The following is a 19,324-nucleotide window of genomic DNA, read 5'->3' on the forward strand; positions in this document are numbered from 1 at the left end:
CTGGTTGAGTGTGCAACCACGTCGATGAGGGGGAACCTGTTGAGCGAGCCGTACGACCTGTTGCTGGAGAAGTACGCCGCCCTCGTGGTGCGGGTGGGCGTGAACGTCCAGCCCGGCCAGGAGGTCGTCATCAACGCGCTCCCCGAGCAGGCCGACGCCGCTCGGGCCGTGGCCGCCGAGGCCTATCGCGTCGGGGCGTCGCGCGTGGTCGTCAACTACGACGACCCGTTCCTCCAGAAGGCCGCGGTCGAGCACGCCCCCGTGGAGATGCTCGGCAAGACGGCCGAGCACACGCTCGCCCAGGTGCGCGGCTGGGCCGACAGCAGGCCCGCGCTCATCAGCCTCTCCGGCAACCCGCACCCCACGCTCATGGAGGGCCTCGACCCGGCCCGCCTGGCGAAGTCCGTGCCGATCGACGTGATCCAGGAGGTCGCGCCGATCGTCACCACCAACAAGGTCGCCTGGACGGTCGTCGGCGCCCCGACCAAGGGGTGGGCCGACAGCGTCGGCGTGGCCGACGTCGCCCAGCTGTGGGACGCCGTCGCCGTCGCGATGCGCCTCGACCAGGCCGACCCGATCGCCGCGTGGCGCTCCCACGTGGAGAAGCTCAAGGCGCGCGCGGCGATCCTCAACGCGCACGGCTTCGACAAGATCCGCTACCGGGGTCCCGGCACCGACCTCACCCTCGGCCTGTCCGAGCGCTCGCGCTGGGTCGGCGGCTCGGTGGAGAACGACGCGGGCATCGAGTTCGTCCCCAACATGCCGACCGAGGAGGTCTTCGTCTCCCCGGACTGGCGTCGTGCCGAGGGCTTCGTCCGCACCTCCGCACCGTTCTTCCTCAACACGATGGGCGCGCTCGTCGAGGGGCTCGAGATCGAGATCAGCGACGGCACGATCACCGGCGCGAAGGCCGAGCGCGGCGAGGAGGCCGTGCAGGCCCAGTTCGAGATGATCCCGCGCTCCCGGCACCTCGGCGAGGTCGCGATCGTCGACGCCGACTCGGCCGTCGCGCGCACCAACCTCGTCTACAAGGACATGCTCTTCGACGAGAACGTCGGGTCCCACGTCGCCTGGGGGATGGGCTACACGGTCGGCATGGACGGCTCGCTCGACCTCACGCCCGAGCAACGCATCGGTGAGGGCCTCAACCAGTCCGACACCCACGTCGACATCGTGATCGGCAGCCCCGAGGTGCAGATCGACGGGATCCACGCCGACGGCTCGGTGGTCGCGGTGACCCGCGGCAACGAGTTCGTCCTGACCGACTAGGACCGGACTGACACACTCCTCGGGTGCCTTCGGTCCTCGTCGTCGACGGAGCCAACGTCGTCGGATCCGTCCCCGACGGGTGGTGGAAGGACCGCGCGGGCGCGGCCCGGCGCCTCCACGAGCGGCTGCTCGTCGCCGACACGTCCTACGACGAGATCGTGCTGGTGCTCGAGGGGCAGGCCAAGGGCGGCGTTCGCGCCGGGCGCGACAGCCACGTCACGACGGTGCACGCCGCACGCGACGGCGACGCCGAGATCCGTGCGCAGGCCCAGCGGGCAGCCGAGCGCGGGGCACTGGTGACGGTGGTGACCGCCGACCGGATGCTCGCCGCCAACGTCTCACCGGCACAGGTGCTCAGCCCGTCCTGGCTGCTCGACCGCGTCTGACCCGGCCCGACACGGCAGTGGCGCCACCCCCGAGGGTGGCGCCACCATGTCGTGCGTCGTGCTGTTCGTGCTCGCTCAGATACCCAGGCCCAGTGCGGCGAGGATCTGGTTGAGCAGGTTGGTCAGCTGACCCAGCAGACCGGCGAGCGGGCTGCCGTCGAGCAGGCCGGCGACGGCGCAGAGCAGGTTGCCGAGGAGCTGGCCGGCACCCGCGACCGCGACGATGTCGAGCACCACGCGCTGCAGGCTGACCTGCAGGCCGAGGACGTTGAGGTCCAGCGGGCCGAGCACGAGGTTGAGGATGTCGCACGCGGCCACCCGGCCGGCGGTGCGTGCGTCGGTGGCCGACTGACCGTTGATCTTCTTGACCGGCATCTTCTTGATCCCGGAGAACGTCGACTTCGAGCCGTCCGGGTGGGTGATCTTGCCCTCGAGGAAGCCCTTGGCGTAGAGCACGCCGTCACGCTGGACGAAGCGGGTGGGCGTGAACGACCCGGTGACCTTGCCACCGTCGGAGGCCTTGCCGACGACGGTGCTGGTGATCTTGCCGGCGTCGGACTTGCCGACCACCGAGCGTGCGGACGTACGGTCCGGGGTTGCCGCGGACGCGGACCCGATGCTGACCGAGGCGAGGCCGAGGGCCATCACGAGGGCGAGGACGCCAGTGGAGAGCGCCGTGGAGAAGCGAGATGTCTTCGTCTGCATGTCTTACCTCCCTAAGACGATGCCCGTCGCAACGCGGCTGTAGCCGTGTCGTCGGATGGCCGAACCTCCCAGGTCGGGGCGGCTCACGCCCCGGGCATCCGGTTGAACGTAAGTGGTCTAGCCCAGGTCACCTACACCCCCACGGATGGACGCCCTAGGGTCGGGGCCATGGCAGCGCAGCGATACCGCGGACCAGTCCTCCCTGAGGGTGAGAGCCGGGACCTGTACGTCGTCGACGGCCGGATCACCTACGAGCCGCAGGCCGGTGCGGACACCGTCGCCGAGGGCTGGGTCGTGCCCGGTCTGGTCGACGCCCACTGCCACCTCGGCCTCGACGACGACGGCGCCGTCGACCGCGACGCGACCGAGCAGCAGGCCATCGACGACCGCGACGCGGGAGCGCTGCTGATCCGCGACGCCGGGTCGGCCGCCGACACGCGCTGGGTCCACGAGCGCGACGACCTGCCGCGGCTGGTCCGCTGCGGGCGCCACATCGCGGCCACCAAGCGCTACATCCGCGGCTACGCCCACGAGGTGGAGCCCGCCGACCTGGCGACGTACGCCGCCCGGGAGGCCCGCAACGGCGACGGCTGGATCAAGCTCGTGGGCGACTGGATCTCCCGTGAGGAGGGCGACCTCGCGCCGTCGTTCCCCGCCGAGGCCTTCGCCGACGCGATCGCGGCCGCCCACGCCGAGGGCGCGAAGGTCACCGCGCACTGCTTCGGGAACGGTGTGCTGCCCGGCCTGATCGAGGCCGGGATCGACTGCATCGAGCACGGCACCGGCCTCACCGAGGACCTGATCGACGCGATGGTCGCGCGCGGCACGCGCCTCGTGCCGACGGTCATGCAGCTCGACAAGTTCCCCGAGCACGCGGCCGCGGGCGGTCAGAAGTTCCCGGACTACGCCGCGACGATGACCGACCTCTACGCCCGGATGCCGGCCACGATCATGGCGGCCTACGAGGCCGGGGTGCCGATCTACGCCGGCTCGGACGGCGGCGGCATCAGCCGCCACGGCAACATCGCCGGCGAGATCGAGGCCCTCGTGCGGATCGGCATGCCCGCCCACGACGCGCTGGGTGCCGCCAGCTGGCGGGCGCGGGAGTGGCTGGGCGTCGACGGGCTCGAGGAGGGCGCGTCGGCGGACTTCGTCGTCTACGACCGCAACCCGGTGGAGGACCTCTCCGTGCTCCGTACGCCGACGGTGGTCGTGCTGCGTGGAGCGGCGGTCAGTCGAGGTCGATGACCTCGACGTCCGGGCCGGGCTCGTAGACCACGAGGGCGCAGTTGCTCTTGACCAGCTCCTCGCCGACCTGGTCGCCGGTGCGACGGTCGACGACGCGACGCCAGATCTGGTTGCGCCGGTAGACCCGCCCGTCGTGACGCAGGAACTGCTCGTCGCGCGCCTCGACCTTCCACGAGTGCCCCGGGCGGACGTCGGTGCGCAGCTGGCCGTGGAGGTAGCGGTCGCCCAGCCAGGCGCGGAGCTGGAACGGACGGTCGGTGTCGTTGCGCACGACCAGGTCGACGTAGTTGTAGACGATCGAGCAGCCCACGCCCCACGGCAGCACCCGGCCCTTGTCGGGGAACGGGTCGAAGGAGTGCTCCGAGCGCTCGACCACGGTCAGCGGCGAGTGGAGGACCATCCAGTGCACGAGGTTGGCGAGCTGGCAGATCCCGCCGCCGACGCCCGCCTCCGCCGACCCGTTGGACAGCTTCATCCCGTCGACGTACTCCTTGCGGCGCGTGCAGTTGCCCACGACCCGGTTGAAGGAGAACGTCTCGCCCGGCGCGATCACGATGCCGTCGACGCGCGACGCCGCGAGCCGGAGGTTGGTGACCTTGTTGTGCTGGAGGTGCATCTGGTCCGCGTCGAGCTCGCGCAGCAGCAGCGACCCGTGCTGCTTGAGGCGCACCGGGAGGTCGTGGTCGTCGCGTCGGCGCGCCCACACGATGCGGCCCGACCACGTGTCCCGCACCCACTGCGTACGCCGTCGGGTGCGGTGCACTGCCATCGCGGCGGGCAGCAGCCAGGGGTGGCGCTGCGTCAGGCGCGGGGGAGCGGTGAGGCGGGCCGGCAGCGCGAGCGGCTCCAGCCCGTCGACCGGGTGCACGTGGGTCACGATGGGGAGACGCGCCGGCGACGCCGTTCGTTGCGTCCCGCCGGAAACCGATGTGTGGCGCGGTGCGACGCCCGCTGAGGATGGCTCCATGAGCTCCGTCGTCGACCGCTACCCGCCCTTCGGCCTGCACGTCGTGGCGGGCTCCCTGGAGCTGCGCGGGCTGACCGACGAGCTCCTGCTCGAGCTGTGCGACCTCGCCGAGCGCGGCATCCACGCCCCCGACGCCATGCCCTTCTACTTCCCGTGGTCGACGGCGCCGGTCGGCGAGCTGGGCCGCAACACGGCGGCGTACCACTGGGGCAAGCGCTCGACCTTCACGCCGGACGACTTCTGCCTCGACCTCGCGGTCCTGCTCGACGGTGAGGTGATCGGCTGCCAGGGCGTCGCGGCGAAGAACTTCCCGGTCACCCGGACCGGGGAGACCGGTTCGTGGCTCGGGCGCGAGTTCCAGGGCCGCGGCCTCGGCACCGCGATGCGTCAGGTGTTCTGCGAGCTGCTCTTCGACCACCTCGGCTTCGAGGAGATCACCTCCGCGGCGTTCCTCGACAACCCCGCCTCGCTCGGCGTCTCGCGCAAGGTCGGCTACCAGCCCACGGTGGTCAACCGGATCAAGCGCCAGGGCGCGCTCGCGCTCAACCAGGGCCTGGCGCTCACCCCCGAGTCCCTCGTGCGCAGCGACGTGCCGGTCGAGGTCACCGGCGCCGAGGCCGTGCGCACGTTCATCGGGCTCGGCTGATTGGTGGCTCGCGGCACCTGTCTGGCAGAATCTCTCCTCGAGTCCTGCGCGTCCGGCCCCTCTCATCCGAGCGACGCAGCGCCCATCGATCGACCGGACCCGGTGTGCCCCACCTGGCGAGGGTCGCTCAACCACGACAATTCCTGAGGAGACACCACAAACGTGGCCGTCAAGATTCGTTTGAAGCGCCTGGGCAAGATCCGGGTGCCGCAGTACCGCATCGTCGTCGTTGACTCGCGCAAGAAGCGCGACGGCAAGGTGCTCGAGGAGATCGGCAAGTACCACCCCAAGGAGGAGCCCTCGTTCATCGAGGTGACCTCCGACCGGGCGCAGTACTGGCTCGGCGTCGGCGCGCAGCCGTCCGAGGCCGTCGAGGCCATCCTCAAGGTCACCGGTGACTGGCAGACCTTCAAGGGTCTCCCCGGCACCGAGGGCACCCTGAAGGTCAAGGAGCCCAAGCGCTCCAAGCTCGACATCTTCAACGAGGCCCTCAAGGAGGCCGCCGCCGAGCCCAAGGGCGCCGCGACGACCGCCAAGAAGAAGGCCGAGAAGAAGACCGAGGAGCCGGCCGCCGAGGCCGCTCCCGCCGAGGCTCCCGCCGCGACCGAGGCCCCGGCCGAGGTCCCCGCGTCGGAGACCCCCGAGGGCGCTGCCGACGCCGCTGAGGCCGCCGAGACGGTGACCGCAGAGGACGCCGGCAAGAGCGAGGCGTGAGCGACGTGCTGGCCGAGGCTCTCGAGCACCTGGTGCGTGGCATCGTCGACCACCCCGACGACGTCGTGGTCCGCGACAAGCAGCTGCGTCGAGGCTCGATCCTCGAGGTCCGGGTGCACCCCGACGACCTCGGCAAGGTGATCGGCCGCAACGGCCGCACCGCGACCGCCTTCCGCACCGTCGTCTCGGCCCTCGCCGGCCGTGGCGGGGCGCGGGTGGATTTCGTGGACACCGACCGCCGCCGCTGATCTCTCAGCAGCACAGCCTGATCGAACGGGCGCCACCCCAGCGGGGTGGCGCCCGTTCGCATGTCGCAGCTCGCGAGGGTGGCGGCACACGACATCTCCGAGCGCGTCGTCGATGTCGTACGCCGCCACGCTGGACGTTGAGTCGCTGGGAGACTCAAGGTCGAGCGGCCGCCACGCTGGACGTTGAGTCGCTGGGAGACTCACGGGCCAGTCCCTCTACGCTGAGCCGCGTGAGCGCTGAGCAACCGTCTGACATCGAGGTCGTGGTCGGCCGGATCGGCAAGCCCCACGGCATCCGCGGCGAGGTCACGCTCGACGTACGCACCGACGAGCCCGAGCGACGCTTCGCCCCGGGCACGACGCTGCGCGCCGAGGCGCCCGCCGGCGCCGACCGGCGCCCCACCTCGCTGACGGTCGCCCGCGCGCGGTGGCACCAGAGCACGCTGCTGGTCACCTTCGAGGAGCTCGAGGACCGCAACGCCGCCGAGGCCGTGCGCGGCACGGTCCTCCACGCGACGATCGGCCACGACGAGGTCCCCGACGACCCCGAGGAGTACTACGACCACCAGCTCGTCGGGCTGGCAGTCGTCGATCTCGACGGCACGGCGCTCGGCGAGGTGACGGCCGTCGTCCACGGCTCGGCGCAGGACCTGCTGACGGTCCGCACCGGCGACGGCCGCGACACGCTCGTGCCGTTCGTGTCCGCCCTCGTCCCCGAGGTCGACCTCGCGGCCGGGCGCCTGGTCGTCGCCGACCGCCCGGGCCTCGTGACGCCCTTCCCGGAGGACGAGACGTGAGGATCGACGTCGTCACGATCTTCCCCGACTACCTCGCCCCGCTGGAGCTCAGCCTGCCCGGCAAGGCACGCGACAAGGGGTTGCTCGACCTCGCCGTCCACGACCTCCGCCGCTGGACGACCGACCGCCACCACACCGTCGACGACACGCCCTACGGTGGCGGAGCCGGGATGGTGATGAAGCCCGAGCCGTGGGGACAGGCGCTCGACGAGGTGGCACAGGGCGCGACGATCGTCTTCACCACCCCCAGCGGCGAGCCCTTCACCCAGGCCCTCGCCCACGAGCTCAGTGGCCACGAGCACCTCGTCTTCGCCTGCGGTCGCTACGAGGGCATCGACCAGCGCGTGATCGAGCACGCCGCGACGATCGGCACGGTCCGCGAGATCAGCCTCGGCGACTACGTCCTCAACGGCGGCGAGGTCGCCGCGCTCGCGATCACCGAGGCGGTCGTCCGCCTGCTGCCCGGCTTCATGGGCAACGCCGAGTCGCTGGTCGAGGAATCCCACGCCGACGGCCTCCTCGAGTACCCCGTCTACACCAAGCCCGCCTCGTGGCAGGGCCGCGACGTCCCCGACGTTCTCCTCTCCGGGGACCATGCCCGGATCGCGCGCTGGCGGCGCGAGCAGGCCGCGCGCCGCACCGCCGAGCGGCGTCCCGACCTCCTCCCGGCGACCGGCGCGATCGGTGGCCTCGCCGACCTCGACGTACGCCCCGCCGTGCCCGCCGACGCCGGCGAGCTCTTCACGCTCCAGCGGGCCTGCTGGCTCCAGGAGCTGGAGGCCAACCCCGGTGTGGAGATCCCGGCCCTGCGCGAGTCCCTCGACGACGTACGAAGGGGGCTGGAGGGGTGGGTCGTCCGGGTCGTGCGCGAGCCGTCCTCCGGCCGGCTGGTCGGCGCCGTGCGCGGCAAGGTCGACTCGCACGGCGAGTGGGACATCGGCCGGGTCATGGTGGCGCCGGACCTCCAGGGGCGTGGCCTCGGCCGGGCGCTGCTCGAGCTCGTCCAGGAGCTCGCGCCGCCGGAGGTCGAGACCTACGTCCTCTTCACGGGGCAGGGGTCGCTCGACAACCAGCGGATGTACAAGAAGGCCGGCTTCCGGCTGCGACCGGACCGGAAGGCGCCGCCGGGCGCGGTGGTGATGACGAAGAAAGCTCAGCGACCAATTTCACGCTGACCCCCGCCTCTGGCAGACTCTTCCACTGGTCCGCTCGGGGCCAGGGTCGCCCGGAACGCATCCACGCTGTGGTGCACCGCCCCGGGGTCCGCCGTACCGCACCTGCCACAGGGGGCGCGCCGGCACGGCCGCACCGAGCACCAGCCTTTCCATCACCACTGAGATCACCACTGAGATCCGCGTCTGACCTGTGGCACTCGCGAGGAGCAACATCATGACCAACGTCATCGCCGAACTCGGCAACTCACTCAAGCGCGACGACGTCCCGGCCTTCCGCGCCGGCGACACCGTCAAGGTCCACGTCAAGGTCATCGAGGGCAGCCGCTCGCGTGTCCAGGTGTTCCAGGGCGTCGTGATCCGCATCCACGGTTCGGGCATCGGCCGCACCTTCACCGTCCGCAAGGTCTCCTTCGGTGTCGGCGTCGAGCGCACGTTCCCGCTGAACTCCCCGATCTTCGAGACGATCGAGGTCGTGACCCGCGGTGACGTCCGCCGCGCCAAGCTCTACTACCTGCGCAACCTGCGCGGCAAGGCCGCCAAGATCAAGGAGCGCCGCGAGGCGTGATCCCGACCAGGGACTGGTTAGTCTCTGCGCGTGACTTCTGATGACCGCGGTTCTTCGTCCATCTCCACGGACGAGGGACCGCGGTCATCGCGTTCGGGGGACGACGTGACCGCGTCGTCGCGTCGCTCCAAGCGCAAGCAGCTGCCCCTGTGGCAGGAGACGATCCTGCTGCTCGGGGTGGCGCTGGTCCTCGCCATCGTCATCAAGACGTTCTTCGTCCAGGCGTTCTACATCCCCTCGGAGTCGATGGAGCCGGGGCTGATCCTCAACGACCGGATCCTGATCCAGAAGGTCTCCTACTGGGGCGACGACCAGCCCGAGCGCGGCGACGTCGTGGTCTTCAAGGACCCGGGCGGCTGGCTGCCGCCCTCCGAGAGCGCTGGTCCCTCCAACCCCGTCGCCAAGGTCATGGCCAAGATCGGGCTCTACCCGACCGGCGGGCACCTCGTGAAGCGCGTCATCGGCGTCGCCGGCGACACGATCGTGTGCTGCGACGACAAGGGGCGGCTCTCGGTCAACGGCAAGGCGCTCGACGAGACCGCCTTCGTGCGGCGCGGCGACCGTTCCTGCGATGGTCCGATGGTCACCGACTGCAAGGAGGACTGGACGGTCGGCCCGATCCCCGAGGGACACATCTTCGTGATGGGGGACAACCGCTCCCGGTCGGCCGACTCCTCGGCGAAGATGTGCAAGCCCAACGCGACCGAGTGCGTGCCGGGCGACGAGTTCGTGCCGGTCGACCTGGTCGTCGGCAAGGTCTTCGTGCTGCTCTGGCCCGCCGACCGCTTCCGCTGGAACACCCGTCCGGCCCCGTTCGAGGACGTGCCGGACCCGTCCCCGTGAGTGGCCCGACGATGACGGCCCCCGCGCCGCTGCCCGCTCCGGCGCGCTCGGAGCGCGTGACCGTACGCCGTGACGCCGGGATCTACGGCTACGAGCGAGCCCTGCGCCGTGCGGGCCTCGACCCGATCGCCGGAGTGGACGAGGCCGGTCGCGGTGCCTGCGCCGGCCCCCTCGTCGCCGGGGCCGTCGTGCTCCCGCCCGGCAGGGCCGGCATCGTGCCCGGCCTGGCCGACAGCAAGCTGCTGACCGAGGCCGCCCGTGAGCGGGTCTACGCCCAGGTCGTACGCCGCGCGCTGGCGTGGTCGGTCGTCGTGATCGAGTCCGAGGAGTGCGACCGGCTAGGGATGCACGTCGCCAACCTCGAGGCGCTGCGTCGAGCGGTCGCCCGCCTCGGGACGCGTCCGTCGTACGTCCTCACCGACGGGTTCCCCGTCGACGGCCTCGGCGTCCCCGGGCTCGCGGTGTGGAAGGGCGACCGGGTCGCCGCCTGCATCGCGGCGGCCTCGGTGATCGCCAAGGTGACGCGCGACCGGCTCATGGTCGAGCTGCACGAGCAGTGGCCGCACTACGACTTCCGCACCCACAAGGGCTACTGCACCGCCGAGCACGACGCAGCGCTCGTCGAGCACGGCCCGTGCCCGCAGCACCGGATGCGCTTCGTCAACGTACGACGCGCCGCGGGTCTCGAGCCGCTGGTCGAGGGCTCGGCCACTAGGGTCGTCGATGAGTCGACGGAGGAGGGCGCATGAGCGCGGAGGATCTCGAGAAGTACGAGACCGAGATGGAGCTCACCCTCTATCGCGAGTACCGCGACGTCGTCGGCATCTTCAAGTACGTCGTCGAGACCGACCGCCGCTTCTACCTGTGCAACCAGGTCGACGTGAAGGCACGCTCGGAGAGCGGCGACGTGTTCTTCGAGGTCTCGATGACCGACGCCTGGGTCTGGGACATGTACCGGCCCGCCCGCTTCGCCAAGAACGTCAAGGTGCTCACCTTCAAGGACGTCAACGTCGAGGAGCTCGCACCGCGGGAGATCGACCCGCCCAAGGACTGACGCGTCCCGCTCCGGGCCACCAACCGTCCACAACCGGGCCCGTCCGGCCGTCCTCCACAGGGTCGTCGCCGCCTCGTCCCCGGGCGTCGGTGCCGCGCGGTCTGCTGGTGCCTTCCCGCACCTGACAGAGACGGTAGGCACCCACGATGGCTCGATCCGCTGCAGCGTCCCCTTTCTCGCCCGACCCGCTCGCCGTCCACAACCGCCTGCTCGGCGAGCGCGGCGAGGCGATCGCGGCGCGTCACCTCGTCCGGGGCGGGATGGTCCTGCTCGACCGCAACTGGAGGTGCGAGGCGGGCGAGATCGACCTGGTCCTCCGTGACGGTCACGTGCTGGTGATCTGCGAGGTCAAGACGCGCACGTCGACCGACTACGGCGACCCGCTCGAGGCGGTCGACCAGCGCAAGGCCGACCGGTTGCGGCGCCTCGGCGCGCGCTGGCTGCGCACGCACGACTGCCACCCCGACGACATCCGCATCGACATGGTCGGTGTCCTCGCGCCTCCCGGTCGGCCCGTCGAGGTCGAGCACGTCGAGGGGATCGGCTGATGGCCTTCGCGACGGCCCGCTCCCTGGCGCTCAAGGGCGCCGACGGCCACGTGATCGACGTCCAGGTCGACGTCTCCCCGGGACTGGTCAACACCACGATCGTCGGGCGGGTCGACAAGAGCCTGTCCGAGGCCCGCGACCGGGTCCGGATGGCCATCAACAACGACTGCGGCCGCTGGCCGGCCACCAAGCGGGTGACGATCCTGCTGTCTCCCGCAGACCTCCCCAAGACCGGCACCCACTACGACCTGGCCATCGCCGTCGCCGTGCTGGCCGCCGACAAGAAGCACGAGGAGCTCACGCCCGATCTCCTCGACGGATGGGCCTTCGTCGGCGAGCTCTCGGTCGCCGGCGGCCTGCGTCCGGTGCCCGGAGTGCTGCCCATGGTCATCGCCGCTGCCGCCCACGGGATCACGCGGGTGTTCGTCCCCGAGCCGCAGGCGGCCGAGGCGGGACTCGTCCCGGGGATGACGGTGTTCGGCGTCCGCTCGCTCGCCCAGGTGTCCGCGGTCCTGCGAGGTGCGGAGGTCCCTGAGGCGCCACCCGTGGTCGCGGCGTCGGGCACGTCGCTCAGCACCTGGAGCGGGGAGGGACGGCTCGACGACGTCGACCTGGCCGACCTCGACGGGCTCGAGGACGTCCGCTACGCCGTCGAGGTCGCCGCGGCGGGCGCCCACCCGCTCATGCTCGTCGGACCGCGCGGCACCGGGAAGACGTCGATCGCCGAGCGAATCCCCTCGATCCTGCCCGACCTCACGATCGAGCAGTCGCTCGAGGTCACCGCGCTGCACTCCGTGACCGGCGTCCTGCCGGAGGGGTCGGGGCTGCTGCGGCGCCCTCCCTGGTTCGCGCCGCACCACTCCGCGAGTGCCGCGAGCGTGCTCGGTGGCGGCACCGGCAAGGTGCGACCGGGACAGGTGAGCCTCGCTCACCACGGCGTGCTCTTCCTCGACGAGTTCCCGCACTTCCGCTCCGACGTGATCGAGGCGATGCGACAGCCGCTCGAGTCCGGTGAGGTGACGATCGCGCGGGGCGAGGAGACCGCGACCTACCCCGCGCGCTCCCTCGTCGTGCTGGCGGCCAACCCGTGTCCCTGCGGGAACTTCCACGGCCTCACCGGCGGGGCGTGCGAGTGCTCCGAGCAGCAGCGTGCCCACTACCGGCGCAAGCTGTCCGGCCCGATCCTCGATCGCGTCGACATCTGGATGGAGGTACGACCCCAGGGCCGGCGCGGGTCGAGCGCGTGGGGACCCCAGCCGGAGTCCTCGGCCGACGTGCGGGCCCGCGTCGCCGAGGCCCGCCAACGGCAGGCGCGCCGCTACGCCTACTGCGCCTGGCTGCTCAACTCCTCCTGCCCCGGGCCCGTGCTCGCGGACCGCTGGCCGCTCGAGCGCGACGGCCAGCAGGTGATCGACCAGGAGCTCGCCACGGGCTCGCTGACGCGCCGGGGGATGACTCGCGTGCAACGACTGGCGTGGACCGTGGCCGACTGCGCCGGTGTCGAGCGTCCCGGCCGGCGCGAGGCCGAGATCGCGTTGGCGCTGCGCTCCGACAACGCGGCCCGGACCCTGCCGGCCCGCGTCGTGGGGGCGGCGTCGTGAGCGGGGCACGCCTGAGGTCCGTCCCGACCGGCCCGACGACGCGGCCCGTGCAGGCCGCCGCGACGGTCCCCGAGTCCGATCGCCTCGCCAGAGTGGTCCTCAGCTGCGGTGTGGAGCCGGGCGACGGCACGACGTCCTCGCTCGTGCGGCAGATCGGCCCCGTCCGGGCGCTCGAGCAGTCGCTGGTCGCGACCAGCGAGACCGGCGTCGCCGAGCAGCTCGCCGCCCGGCTGGCCGAGGTCGACCCCGCCCGGCAGCTCGACCAGGCCGCGAGGTGCGGCATCCGGTTCGTCGTGCCCGGCGACCCCGAGTGGCCGACCCGGCTCGACGACCTCGACGGGGCGATCACCCACGAGGGCTTCGGCGGCACCCCTCCCGGGCTGTGGGTCAAGGGGCCGATGCCGCTCGTCGAGCTCGACACCTCCGTCGGCGTGGTCGGCTCCCGCGCCGCGTCGGTCTACGGCGTGGAGATGACCCGGACCATCTGCGCGGACCTCGCGCTCGCCGGAGTGCCGGTGGTGTCCGGCGGCGCACTCGGCATCGACTTCGCCGCGCACGACGCCACGCTGCGCGCCGACGGGGCGACGGTCGCGGTGCTCGCGTGCGGCGTCGACCGGTTCTACCCCGCACACCACCGTCTCCTGCTCCAGCACCTCGCGTCCGAGTTCGCCCTGGTGTCCGAGCAGCCGCCCGGGTCGGCGCCGACCCGCCTGAGGTTCCTGGCCCGCAACCGGCTGATCGCCGCCCTCACCAGCGGGACCGTGATCGTCGAGGCCGCGATGCGCAGCGGTGCGCTCAACACCGTCGGGTGGGCGGAGGCGGTCAACCGCCACGTGATGTGCGTGCCCGGCCCGGTCACCAGCGCCACCTCACAAGGCGTCAACAACCTCCTGCGCGAGGGTCGCGGCACGGTGGTCACCCGCGGCGCGGAGGTGCTCGAGCTGATCAGCCGGGCGGGAGAGCACCTGGTCGAGGAGCAGCGGGGCGAGGAGCGGCCGCGCGACAGGCTCACGCGGGTCGAGCGACAGGTCATCGAGTGGGTGCCAGTGGCCGGGCACGCCCAGGTCGACTCGATCGCGCTCCGGAGCGGGCTCCACCTCCGCACGACCGAGGGCGCGCTCCGCCGCATGAAGGACAAGGGGTTCGTCCTGCTCACCGAGGACGGGTGGCGGGTCGCGCCTGACGTGTGAGGGGCCGGGAGCCGCCTACGCTGCGGGGATGAGCGCGAGCACCGAGGACGAGGCGGTCGAGCCCGGCCTGACCGAGGCCTTCGCACGGCTGCTCGGCGACTACGAGCGACACCTCGTGTCCGAGCGCGACCTCGCCCCGCACACGGTCCGCGCCTACCTCGGCGACGTCACCAGCCTGCTCGACCACTGCTCGCGGCTCGGGATCGACGAGGTCACCGACCTCGACCTCCGCACCCTCCGCAGCTGGCTGGCCCGGCTCCAGACCACCGGGCGCAGTCGTACGACGATCGCCCGCCGCGCCACGGCCGCGCGCGTCTTCACCGCTTGGCTGCACCGGACCGGCCGGTTGCCGACCGACCCCGGCGCCGCCCTGGGGTCACCCAAGAAGCACAAGACGCTCCCTCCGGTGCTCCGCCCCGACGAGGCCGAGGCGCTGATCCGGTCCGCCGCCGATCTCGCCGACGACGGCACGCCCACGGGCCTGCGCGACGTGGCGATGCTCGAGCTCCTCTACGCCACCGGGATCCGGGTGGGCGAGCTGGTCGGCCTCGACATCGACGACGTCGACCACGAGCGCCGCGTCGTGCGGGTGTTCGGCAAGGGGCGCAAGGAGCGCTCGGTGCCCTACGGCACCCCCGCCGGTCGCGCCGTCGACCGGTGGCTGACGGCGGGGCGGCCCGCGCTGCGGATCGAGGGGTCGGGAGCCGCGCTCTTCCTCGGCGTCCGCGGTCGACGGATCGACCAGCGGGCCGTGCGCGAGCTGGTCCACACGCGGATCGCCGACGTCCCCGGGGCTCCCGACATCGGGCCCCACGGCCTGCGCCACACCGCGGCCACCCACCTGCTCGAGGGCGGCGCCGACCTCCGATCGGTCCAGGAGCTCCTCGGCCACGCCTCGCTGGCGACGACGCAGCTCTACACCCACGTCACCACCGACCGGCTGCGCCGGGCCTATCAGCAGGCCCACCCCCGCGCGTAGTCAGACCCGCCAGTCGAGGGGCCGCCGCCAGACCTCGCGCAGCGGCGTCCACGGGGCACGGGAGCCGACCGGCTCGTCACGCCACAGCGGCAGCAGCCGCACCGGTCCACCGCCGACCAGCGAGAGCGGATCGAGGTAGACCTGCCCGTCCCCGGTGCCCTCGATCAGGCCCCAGTGCAGGCATGCCGCCGGGAAGCAGTGGCTGTCGGTCACCGTCAGCCGACCCAGCACCTGACCGGCCGCGACGACCTCGCCGACGGCGACCGAGGCCACGACCGGCTCGTAGGTCGTACGCCGCCCTCCGTGCACCACGGTCACCACGGGCTTGCCGCCGATCGAGCCGGCGAACCCGACCGTGCCGGGGAGCGCGGCGAGGACGGCCTGCCCGGGCGCACCGGCCAGGTCGACGCCGCGGTGCCCGGAGGCGTAGGGCGTGGGAGGTGGCTCGAAGGCGCGGACCACCTCCGGATCGGGGACCAGCGGCCAGACGCCGGCGGGCTCCGGGGACGCCGCAGCGGGGGAGACGGTCCCGACGACCAGGGCCAGCAGGAGGATCAGCAGCACGCGCACGGCACGATCCTCGGCCGCCGGTGGCGCGCGGGCGACGTACGCCTGCGGGCCCTGTGGACGACGCGGTGCGGACCGGGCCTGTGGAGAGTTGCGGGACACCCCGGTCCACGCTCGGCGTGAGCGTGCGCAGCGATTCGCTCCGAGGGGTCCGCGTGCGTACGATGTGCGGAGCAGCCCTCATGGGCTGACTTCGCACGCTCGCAGACCGCGTCGGAATGCATCCCTGGTTCCGGACCGCCCGTGGGCGTCGGTCCTCAGTTCCCCACTGCGGTGGGGATCGGACCGGCGTGTGAGCGTCAGGGCACCCGGCACCCGTCGGGCGCAGCAACTGAAAACCAACAGGAGTCACGCTCCCGGCTCGACCTGCCGAAGGTCGGGCACATCGGTGAGCGCCTCCGCGACAACAGGAGAACCCATGGCAGTCGTCACCATGCGCCAGCTGCTCGAGAGCGGCGTCCACTTCGGTCACCAGACCCGTCGCTGGAACCCCAAGATGAAGCGCTTCATCATGACCGAGCGCAACGGCATCTACATCATCGACCTGCAGCAGTCGCTCGCCTACATCGACCGCTCCTACGCCTTCGTCAAGGAGACCGTCGCCAAGGGCGGTGTCGTGATGTTCGTCGGCACCAAGAAGCAGGCCCAGGAGGCCATCGCCGAGCAGGCGACGCGCGTCGGGATGCCCTACGTCAACCAGCGCTGGCTCGGCGGCATGCTCACCAACTTCCAGACCGTGCACCAGCGGATCAACCGCCTCAAGGAGCTCGACGACGTCGACTTCGACACCGTCGCCGGCTCGGGTCGCACGAAGAAGGAGCTCCTGCAGATGAAGCGGGAGCACGCCAAGCTCGAGAAGACCCTCGGCGGCATCCGCGAGATGTCGAAGGTCCCCTCCGCGGTGTGGATCGTCGACACCAACAAGGAGCACCTCGCCGTCGAGGAGGCGCGCAAGCTCCGGATCCCGATCATCGGCATCCTGGACTCCAACTGCGACCCCGACCTCGTCGACTTCCCGATCCCGGGCAACGACGACGCGATCCGCGCGGTCGGCCTGCTGACCCGCGTCGTCGCCGACGCCGTCGCCGAGGGCCTCGTGGCCCGCTCGGGCGCCAAGGCCACCGACGGTGCCGAGTCCGTCGGCGCCGAGGAGCCCCTCGCCGAGTGGGAGCGCGAGCTCCTGCAGGGTGACGCCGAGAAGACCGCTGTCGCCGCGACCGGTGGCGACGCCGCCACCGAGGCTCCTGCCTCTGAGGCCACCGGTGCCGCCGCCGAGGCCCCGCAGGCCGACGCCGCCGCCGAGGCCGTGACCGAGGCGCCCGCCGAGGACAAGGCCGAGGACAAGGCCGAGGAGTCCACCGAGGCGCCCGCCGAGGACAAGGCCGCGGAGTCCACCGAGGCTCCGGCCGAGGCTGCAGCCGACGCCGAGGCGACCACCAAGGACTGATGACGGACGCCGGCCGCGGGGGGGACACCCCCGTGGCCGGCCTCTGCTCGTCCCCGCACCACCACTGCGAACCGAAGGAAGAGGGATCATGGCTGACTTCACCGCTGCCGACGTCAAGAAGCTCCGCGAGCTGACCCAGGCCGGGATGATGGACTGCAAGAAGGCGCTCACCGAGGCGGACGGCGACTTCGACAAGGCTGTCGAGCTGCTGCGCGTCAAGGGTGCCGCCAAGGCCGCCGCCCGCGGTGCCGAGCGCGAGACCGCTGCCGGTCTCGTCGCCACCGCCGGCAACGCGCTGGTCGAGCTCAAGAGCGAGACCGACTTCGTCGCCAAGAACGAGGACTTCATCGCCAAGGCGCAGCAGATCGCCGAGAAGGCCAACGAGGTCAAGGCTGCCGACACCGCGAGCCTGAAGGCCGCCGAGCTCGACGGCAAGACCGTCGGCGAGGTCGTCGAGGACCTCGCCATCACCATCGGCGAGAAGATCGAGCTGGGCGAGGTCGCCTACTTCGAGGGCACCACCGTCACCTACATGCACAAGCGTGCCGCCGACCTCCCGCCCGCCGTCGGCGTGCTCGTGGAGTTCGAGGGTGACGAGGCCGCTGCCCGCGCCGCCGCGATGCAGATCGCCGCGATGAAGGCGCAGTACCTCACCCGCGACGAGGTCCCGGCCGACGTCGTCGAGACCGAGCGCAACATCGCCGAGCAGAAGACCCGCGAGGAGGGCAAGCCCGAGCAGGCGATCGCCAAGATCGTCGAGGGTCGCCTCGGTGGGTTCTACAAGGAGATCGTCCTGCTCGAGCAGGAGTCGGTCACCGAGTCGAAGAAGTCGGTCAAGGCCGTCCTCGACGCCGCCGGCACCACCGTGAAGCGGTTCGCCCGCTTCGAGGTCGGCGCCTGACGCACCCGCACCACTGACGGGGCCCGTACGCATCGGCGTACGGGCTCCGTCGCATTTCGGGGTGTGACCACGCGTCCGGGTGGAGCGGGTTCGACCGCCGACCCCACGGGCCGGTAGGTTTCTGGGGACCACCTGGCGTGTGTGAAGGGAACGATGTGACGGCGTACAACCGAGTCCTCCTCAAGCTCTCCGGTGAAGTGTTCGGGGGTGGTGAGGTCGGTCTCGACCTCGACGTCATCAACGCGCTCGCGGCCGAGGTCGCCGAGGTCGCCAAGTCGGGCGTCCAGATCGCGATCGTCGTCGGCGGCGGCAACTTCTTCCGCGGCGCCGAGCTCCAGCAGCGCGGCATGGAGCGGGCACGCGCCGACTACATGGGCATGCTCGGCACCGTGATGAACTGCCTGGCGCTCCAGGACCTGATCGAGAAGCACGGCGTCGAGACGCGCGTGCAGACCGCCATCACGATGGGCCAGGTCGCCGAGCCCTACATCCCGCGCCGCGCGATCCGCCACATGGAGAAGGGCCGCGTCGTGATCTTCGGCGCCGGTGCGGGCATGCCGTTCTTCTCCACCGACACGGTCGCCGCACAGCGTGCCCTCGAGACCCGGTGCGAGGTCATCCTGATGGGCAAGCAGGGCGTCGACGGGGTCTACGACTCCGACCCCAAGACCAACCCCGCGGCCGAGAAGTTCGACACGCTGACCTACGACGAGTACCTCGCGCGCGACCTCAAGGTCGCCGACGCCACGGGCATCGCGATGGCCCGCGACAACAAGATGGACATGGTCTTCTTCAACCTCTCCACGCCGGGCACGATCGTGCGCGCCGTGCGGGGTGAGAAGATCGGCACGCTGGTGACCTCGGCCTGAGCCTGAGCACCACCACCCGGACGTACGACGAGAGAGAGCCGCTGTGATCAACGACGTCATGAACGATGCCGACGCCAAGATGGGCAAGTCCGTCGAGGCGACCCGTGAGGAGTTCGCCACGATCCGCGCCGGTCGCGCCAACCCCGCGATGTTCGCCAAGATCACCGCCGACTACTACGGCACCCAGACCCCGCTGCAGCAGCTCGCGAGCTTCACCTCGCAGGACGCGCGCACGATCCTGATCCAGGTCTTCGACCAGGGCGCGATGCCGGCGGTCGAGCGGGCGATCCGCGACTCCGACCTCGGCGTCAACCCCGCCAACGACGGCAAGGTGCTGCGCTGCGTGTTCCCCGAGCTCACCGAGGAGCGCCGCAAGGAGTACATCAAGCTCGCGCGCGGCAAGGCCGAGGACGGCCGGGTCTCGGTGCGCAACATCCGTCGCACGGCCAAGCAGGGCCTGGAGAAGCTCGAGAAGGACGGCGAGGTCGGCAAGGACGACGTCACCGGCGCGGAGAAGCGCCTCGACGCGATGACCAAGACCCACACCGACAAGATCGACGAGCTGCTCAAGCACAAGGAAGCCGAGCTGCTCGAGGTCTGAGCCC

23 protein-coding genes are annotated in these 19,324 nt (G+C 71.5%); 20 read left to right on the forward strand and 3 right to left on the reverse strand.

The features are described from left to right. Positions 1-39: 39 nt before the first annotated feature. Both JI751_RS06975 and JI751_RS06980 read left to right on the forward strand, forming a co-directional pair. Positions 40-1,269, forward strand: a complete 1,230-nt coding sequence (locus tag JI751_RS06975) for an aminopeptidase (protein ID WP_201935088.1) — start codon at positions 40-42, stop codon at positions 1,267-1,269. 23 nt (positions 1,270-1,292) lie between these two features. Beyond that, complete coding sequence (locus JI751_RS06980; RefSeq protein ID WP_201935090.1) at positions 1,293-1,655, forward strand: hypothetical protein; 363 nt, start codon at positions 1,293-1,295, stop codon at positions 1,653-1,655. Between the two features lie 75 nt (positions 1,656-1,730). Here JI751_RS06980 and JI751_RS06985 read toward each other — a convergent pair whose 3' ends face one another. Further along, on the reverse strand, positions 1,731-2,360 hold the full coding sequence (locus JI751_RS06985; RefSeq protein WP_201935092.1) for a hypothetical protein: 630 nt from the start codon (positions 2,358-2,360) through the stop codon (positions 1,731-1,733). A gap of 168 nt (positions 2,361-2,528) precedes the next feature. Here JI751_RS06985 and JI751_RS06990 point away from each other — a divergent pair, with 168 nt between their 5' ends. Next, a complete protein-coding gene (locus tag JI751_RS06990) occupies positions 2,529-3,608 on the forward strand; it encodes an amidohydrolase family protein (protein ID WP_201935095.1) in 1,080 nt (359 codons plus the stop codon). Here the strand turns inward: JI751_RS06990 and JI751_RS06995 are convergent. Then, the gene (locus JI751_RS06995) at positions 3,592-4,485 is read right to left on the reverse strand and encodes a VanW family protein (RefSeq protein WP_307813938.1); all 894 of its coding nucleotides are present in this window, start codon (positions 4,483-4,485) and stop codon (positions 3,592-3,594) included. The two genes, JI751_RS06990 and JI751_RS06995, sit on opposite strands and share 17 nt — an antisense overlap. An 88-nt stretch (positions 4,486-4,573) precedes the next feature. Here JI751_RS06995 and JI751_RS07000 point away from each other — a divergent pair, with 88 nt between their 5' ends. From JI751_RS07000 to JI751_RS07060, 13 genes are all read left to right on the forward strand, one after another. Beyond that, positions 4,574-5,221, forward strand: a complete 648-nt coding sequence (locus JI751_RS07000; protein ID WP_201935097.1) for a GNAT family N-acetyltransferase — start codon at positions 4,574-4,576, stop codon at positions 5,219-5,221. A gap of 162 nt (positions 5,222-5,383) precedes the next feature. Continuing rightward, complete coding sequence (gene rpsP / locus JI751_RS07005; RefSeq protein WP_201935098.1) at positions 5,384-5,935, forward strand: 30S ribosomal protein S16; 552 nt, start codon at positions 5,384-5,386, stop codon at positions 5,933-5,935. Positions 5,936-5,940: 5 nt separating this feature from the next. Next, entirely contained in the window at positions 5,941-6,183 is a 243-nt protein-coding gene (locus JI751_RS07010) for an RNA-binding protein (RefSeq protein WP_091196877.1), read from the forward strand. Positions 6,184-6,413: 230 nt separating this feature from the next. After that, positions 6,414-6,980: a ribosome maturation factor RimM gene (gene rimM, locus JI751_RS07015; RefSeq protein ID WP_307813942.1), complete on the forward strand. Its 567-nt coding sequence runs from the start codon at positions 6,414-6,416 to the stop codon at positions 6,978-6,980. Then, complete coding sequence (trmD, locus tag JI751_RS21745) at positions 6,977-8,155, forward strand: tRNA (guanosine(37)-N1)-methyltransferase TrmD (RefSeq protein ID WP_201935099.1); 1,179 nt, start codon at positions 6,977-6,979, stop codon at positions 8,153-8,155. Before rimM ends, trmD begins: the two co-directional genes overlap by 4 nt. 214 nt (positions 8,156-8,369) lie before the next feature. Beyond that, on the forward strand, positions 8,370-8,720 hold the full coding sequence (gene rplS / locus JI751_RS07025; protein ID WP_201935100.1) for a 50S ribosomal protein L19: 351 nt from the start codon (positions 8,370-8,372) through the stop codon (positions 8,718-8,720). Positions 8,721-8,825: 105 nt separating this feature from the next. Continuing rightward, complete coding sequence (lepB, locus tag JI751_RS07030) at positions 8,826-9,563, forward strand: signal peptidase I (RefSeq protein WP_307813945.1); 738 nt, start codon at positions 8,826-8,828, stop codon at positions 9,561-9,563. Positions 9,564-9,574: 11 nt separating this feature from the next. After that, positions 9,575-10,312: a ribonuclease HII gene (locus tag JI751_RS07035; RefSeq protein ID WP_201935102.1), complete on the forward strand. Its 738-nt coding sequence runs from the start codon at positions 9,575-9,577 to the stop codon at positions 10,310-10,312. Further along, positions 10,309-10,617, forward strand: coding sequence for a DUF2469 domain-containing protein (locus JI751_RS07040; RefSeq protein WP_056602535.1), 309 nt, complete (start codon positions 10,309-10,311; stop codon positions 10,615-10,617). Before JI751_RS07035 ends, JI751_RS07040 begins: the two co-directional genes overlap by 4 nt. Positions 10,618-10,763: 146 nt before the next feature. Further along, the gene (locus tag JI751_RS07045; protein ID WP_201935103.1) at positions 10,764-11,165 is read left to right on the forward strand and encodes a YraN family protein; all 402 of its coding nucleotides are present in this window, start codon (positions 10,764-10,766) and stop codon (positions 11,163-11,165) included. Next, positions 11,165-12,766 (forward strand): YifB family Mg chelatase-like AAA ATPase, encoded by a 1,602-nt coding sequence (locus tag JI751_RS07050; RefSeq protein WP_201935104.1) that lies wholly within the window; start codon positions 11,165-11,167, stop codon positions 12,764-12,766. Before JI751_RS07045 ends, JI751_RS07050 begins: the two co-directional genes overlap by 1 nt. Then, entirely contained in the window at positions 12,763-13,956 is a 1,194-nt protein-coding gene (gene dprA / locus JI751_RS07055; protein ID WP_307813949.1) for a DNA-processing protein DprA, read from the forward strand. The genes JI751_RS07050 and dprA overlap by 4 nt, the downstream gene beginning before the upstream one ends. A gap of 28 nt (positions 13,957-13,984) precedes the next feature. Continuing rightward, positions 13,985-14,935 (forward strand): tyrosine recombinase XerC, encoded by a 951-nt coding sequence (locus JI751_RS07060; RefSeq protein ID WP_201935105.1) that lies wholly within the window; start codon positions 13,985-13,987, stop codon positions 14,933-14,935. Here JI751_RS07060 and JI751_RS07065 read toward each other — a convergent pair whose 3' ends face one another. Beyond that, on the reverse strand, positions 14,936-15,505 hold the full coding sequence (locus JI751_RS07065) for a M23 family metallopeptidase (RefSeq protein WP_201935106.1): 570 nt from the start codon (positions 15,503-15,505) through the stop codon (positions 14,936-14,938). A gap of 415 nt (positions 15,506-15,920) precedes the next feature. Here JI751_RS07065 and rpsB point away from each other — a divergent pair, with 415 nt between their 5' ends. From rpsB to frr, 4 genes are all read left to right on the forward strand, one after another. Further along, the gene (gene rpsB / locus JI751_RS07070) at positions 15,921-16,949 is read left to right on the forward strand and encodes a 30S ribosomal protein S2 (protein ID WP_201935107.1); all 1,029 of its coding nucleotides are present in this window, start codon (positions 15,921-15,923) and stop codon (positions 16,947-16,949) included. Positions 16,950-17,037: 88 nt separating this feature from the next. Next, positions 17,038-17,850, forward strand: coding sequence for a translation elongation factor Ts (gene tsf, locus JI751_RS07075; protein WP_201935108.1), 813 nt, complete (start codon positions 17,038-17,040; stop codon positions 17,848-17,850). A 155-nt stretch (positions 17,851-18,005) separates the two neighbouring features. Beyond that, positions 18,006-18,719: a UMP kinase gene (gene pyrH, locus JI751_RS07080; protein ID WP_201935109.1), complete on the forward strand. Its 714-nt coding sequence runs from the start codon at positions 18,006-18,008 to the stop codon at positions 18,717-18,719. Between the two features lie 46 nt (positions 18,720-18,765). Further along, entirely contained in the window at positions 18,766-19,320 is a 555-nt protein-coding gene (frr, locus tag JI751_RS07085; protein WP_201935830.1) for a ribosome recycling factor, read from the forward strand. Positions 19,321-19,324: the final 4 nt, after the last annotated feature.

Origin of the sequence: Nocardioides baculatus (genome assembly GCF_016735675.1) — a bacterium.
Classification (GTDB): domain Bacteria; phylum Actinomycetota; class Actinomycetes; order Propionibacteriales; family Nocardioidaceae; genus Nocardioides; species Nocardioides baculatus.

Excerpts from the sequence above, each read along its gene's own strand:
- JI751_RS06990 (WP_201935095.1), top strand. The coding sequence starts at position 2,529 with ATGGCAGCGCAGCGATACCGCGGACCAGTCCTCCCTGAGGGTGAGAGC.
- JI751_RS07000 (WP_201935097.1), top strand. The coding sequence starts at position 4,574 with ATGAGCTCCGTCGTCGACCGCTACCCGCCCTTCGGCCTGCACGTCGTG.
- rpsB (WP_201935107.1), top strand. The coding sequence starts at position 15,921 with ATGGCAGTCGTCACCATGCGCCAGCTGCTCGAGAGCGGCGTCCACTTC.
- tsf (WP_201935108.1), top strand. The coding sequence starts at position 17,038 with ATGGCTGACTTCACCGCTGCCGACGTCAAGAAGCTCCGCGAGCTGACC.
- JI751_RS07035 (WP_201935102.1), top strand. The coding sequence starts at position 9,575 with ATGACGGCCCCCGCGCCGCTGCCCGCTCCGGCGCGCTCGGAGCGCGTG.
- JI751_RS07060 (WP_201935105.1), top strand. The coding sequence starts at position 13,985 with ATGAGCGCGAGCACCGAGGACGAGGCGGTCGAGCCCGGCCTGACCGAG.
- JI751_RS06985 (WP_201935092.1), bottom strand. The coding sequence starts at position 2,360 with ATGCAGACGAAGACATCTCGCTTCTCCACGGCGCTCTCCACTGGCGTC.
- JI751_RS07050 (WP_201935104.1), top strand. The coding sequence starts at position 11,165 with ATGGCCTTCGCGACGGCCCGCTCCCTGGCGCTCAAGGGCGCCGACGGC.
- JI751_RS07045 (WP_201935103.1), top strand. The coding sequence starts at position 10,764 with ATGGCTCGATCCGCTGCAGCGTCCCCTTTCTCGCCCGACCCGCTCGCC.
- rplS (WP_201935100.1), top strand. The coding sequence starts at position 8,370 with ATGACCAACGTCATCGCCGAACTCGGCAACTCACTCAAGCGCGACGAC.
- JI751_RS07040 (WP_056602535.1), top strand. The coding sequence starts at position 10,309 with ATGAGCGCGGAGGATCTCGAGAAGTACGAGACCGAGATGGAGCTCACC.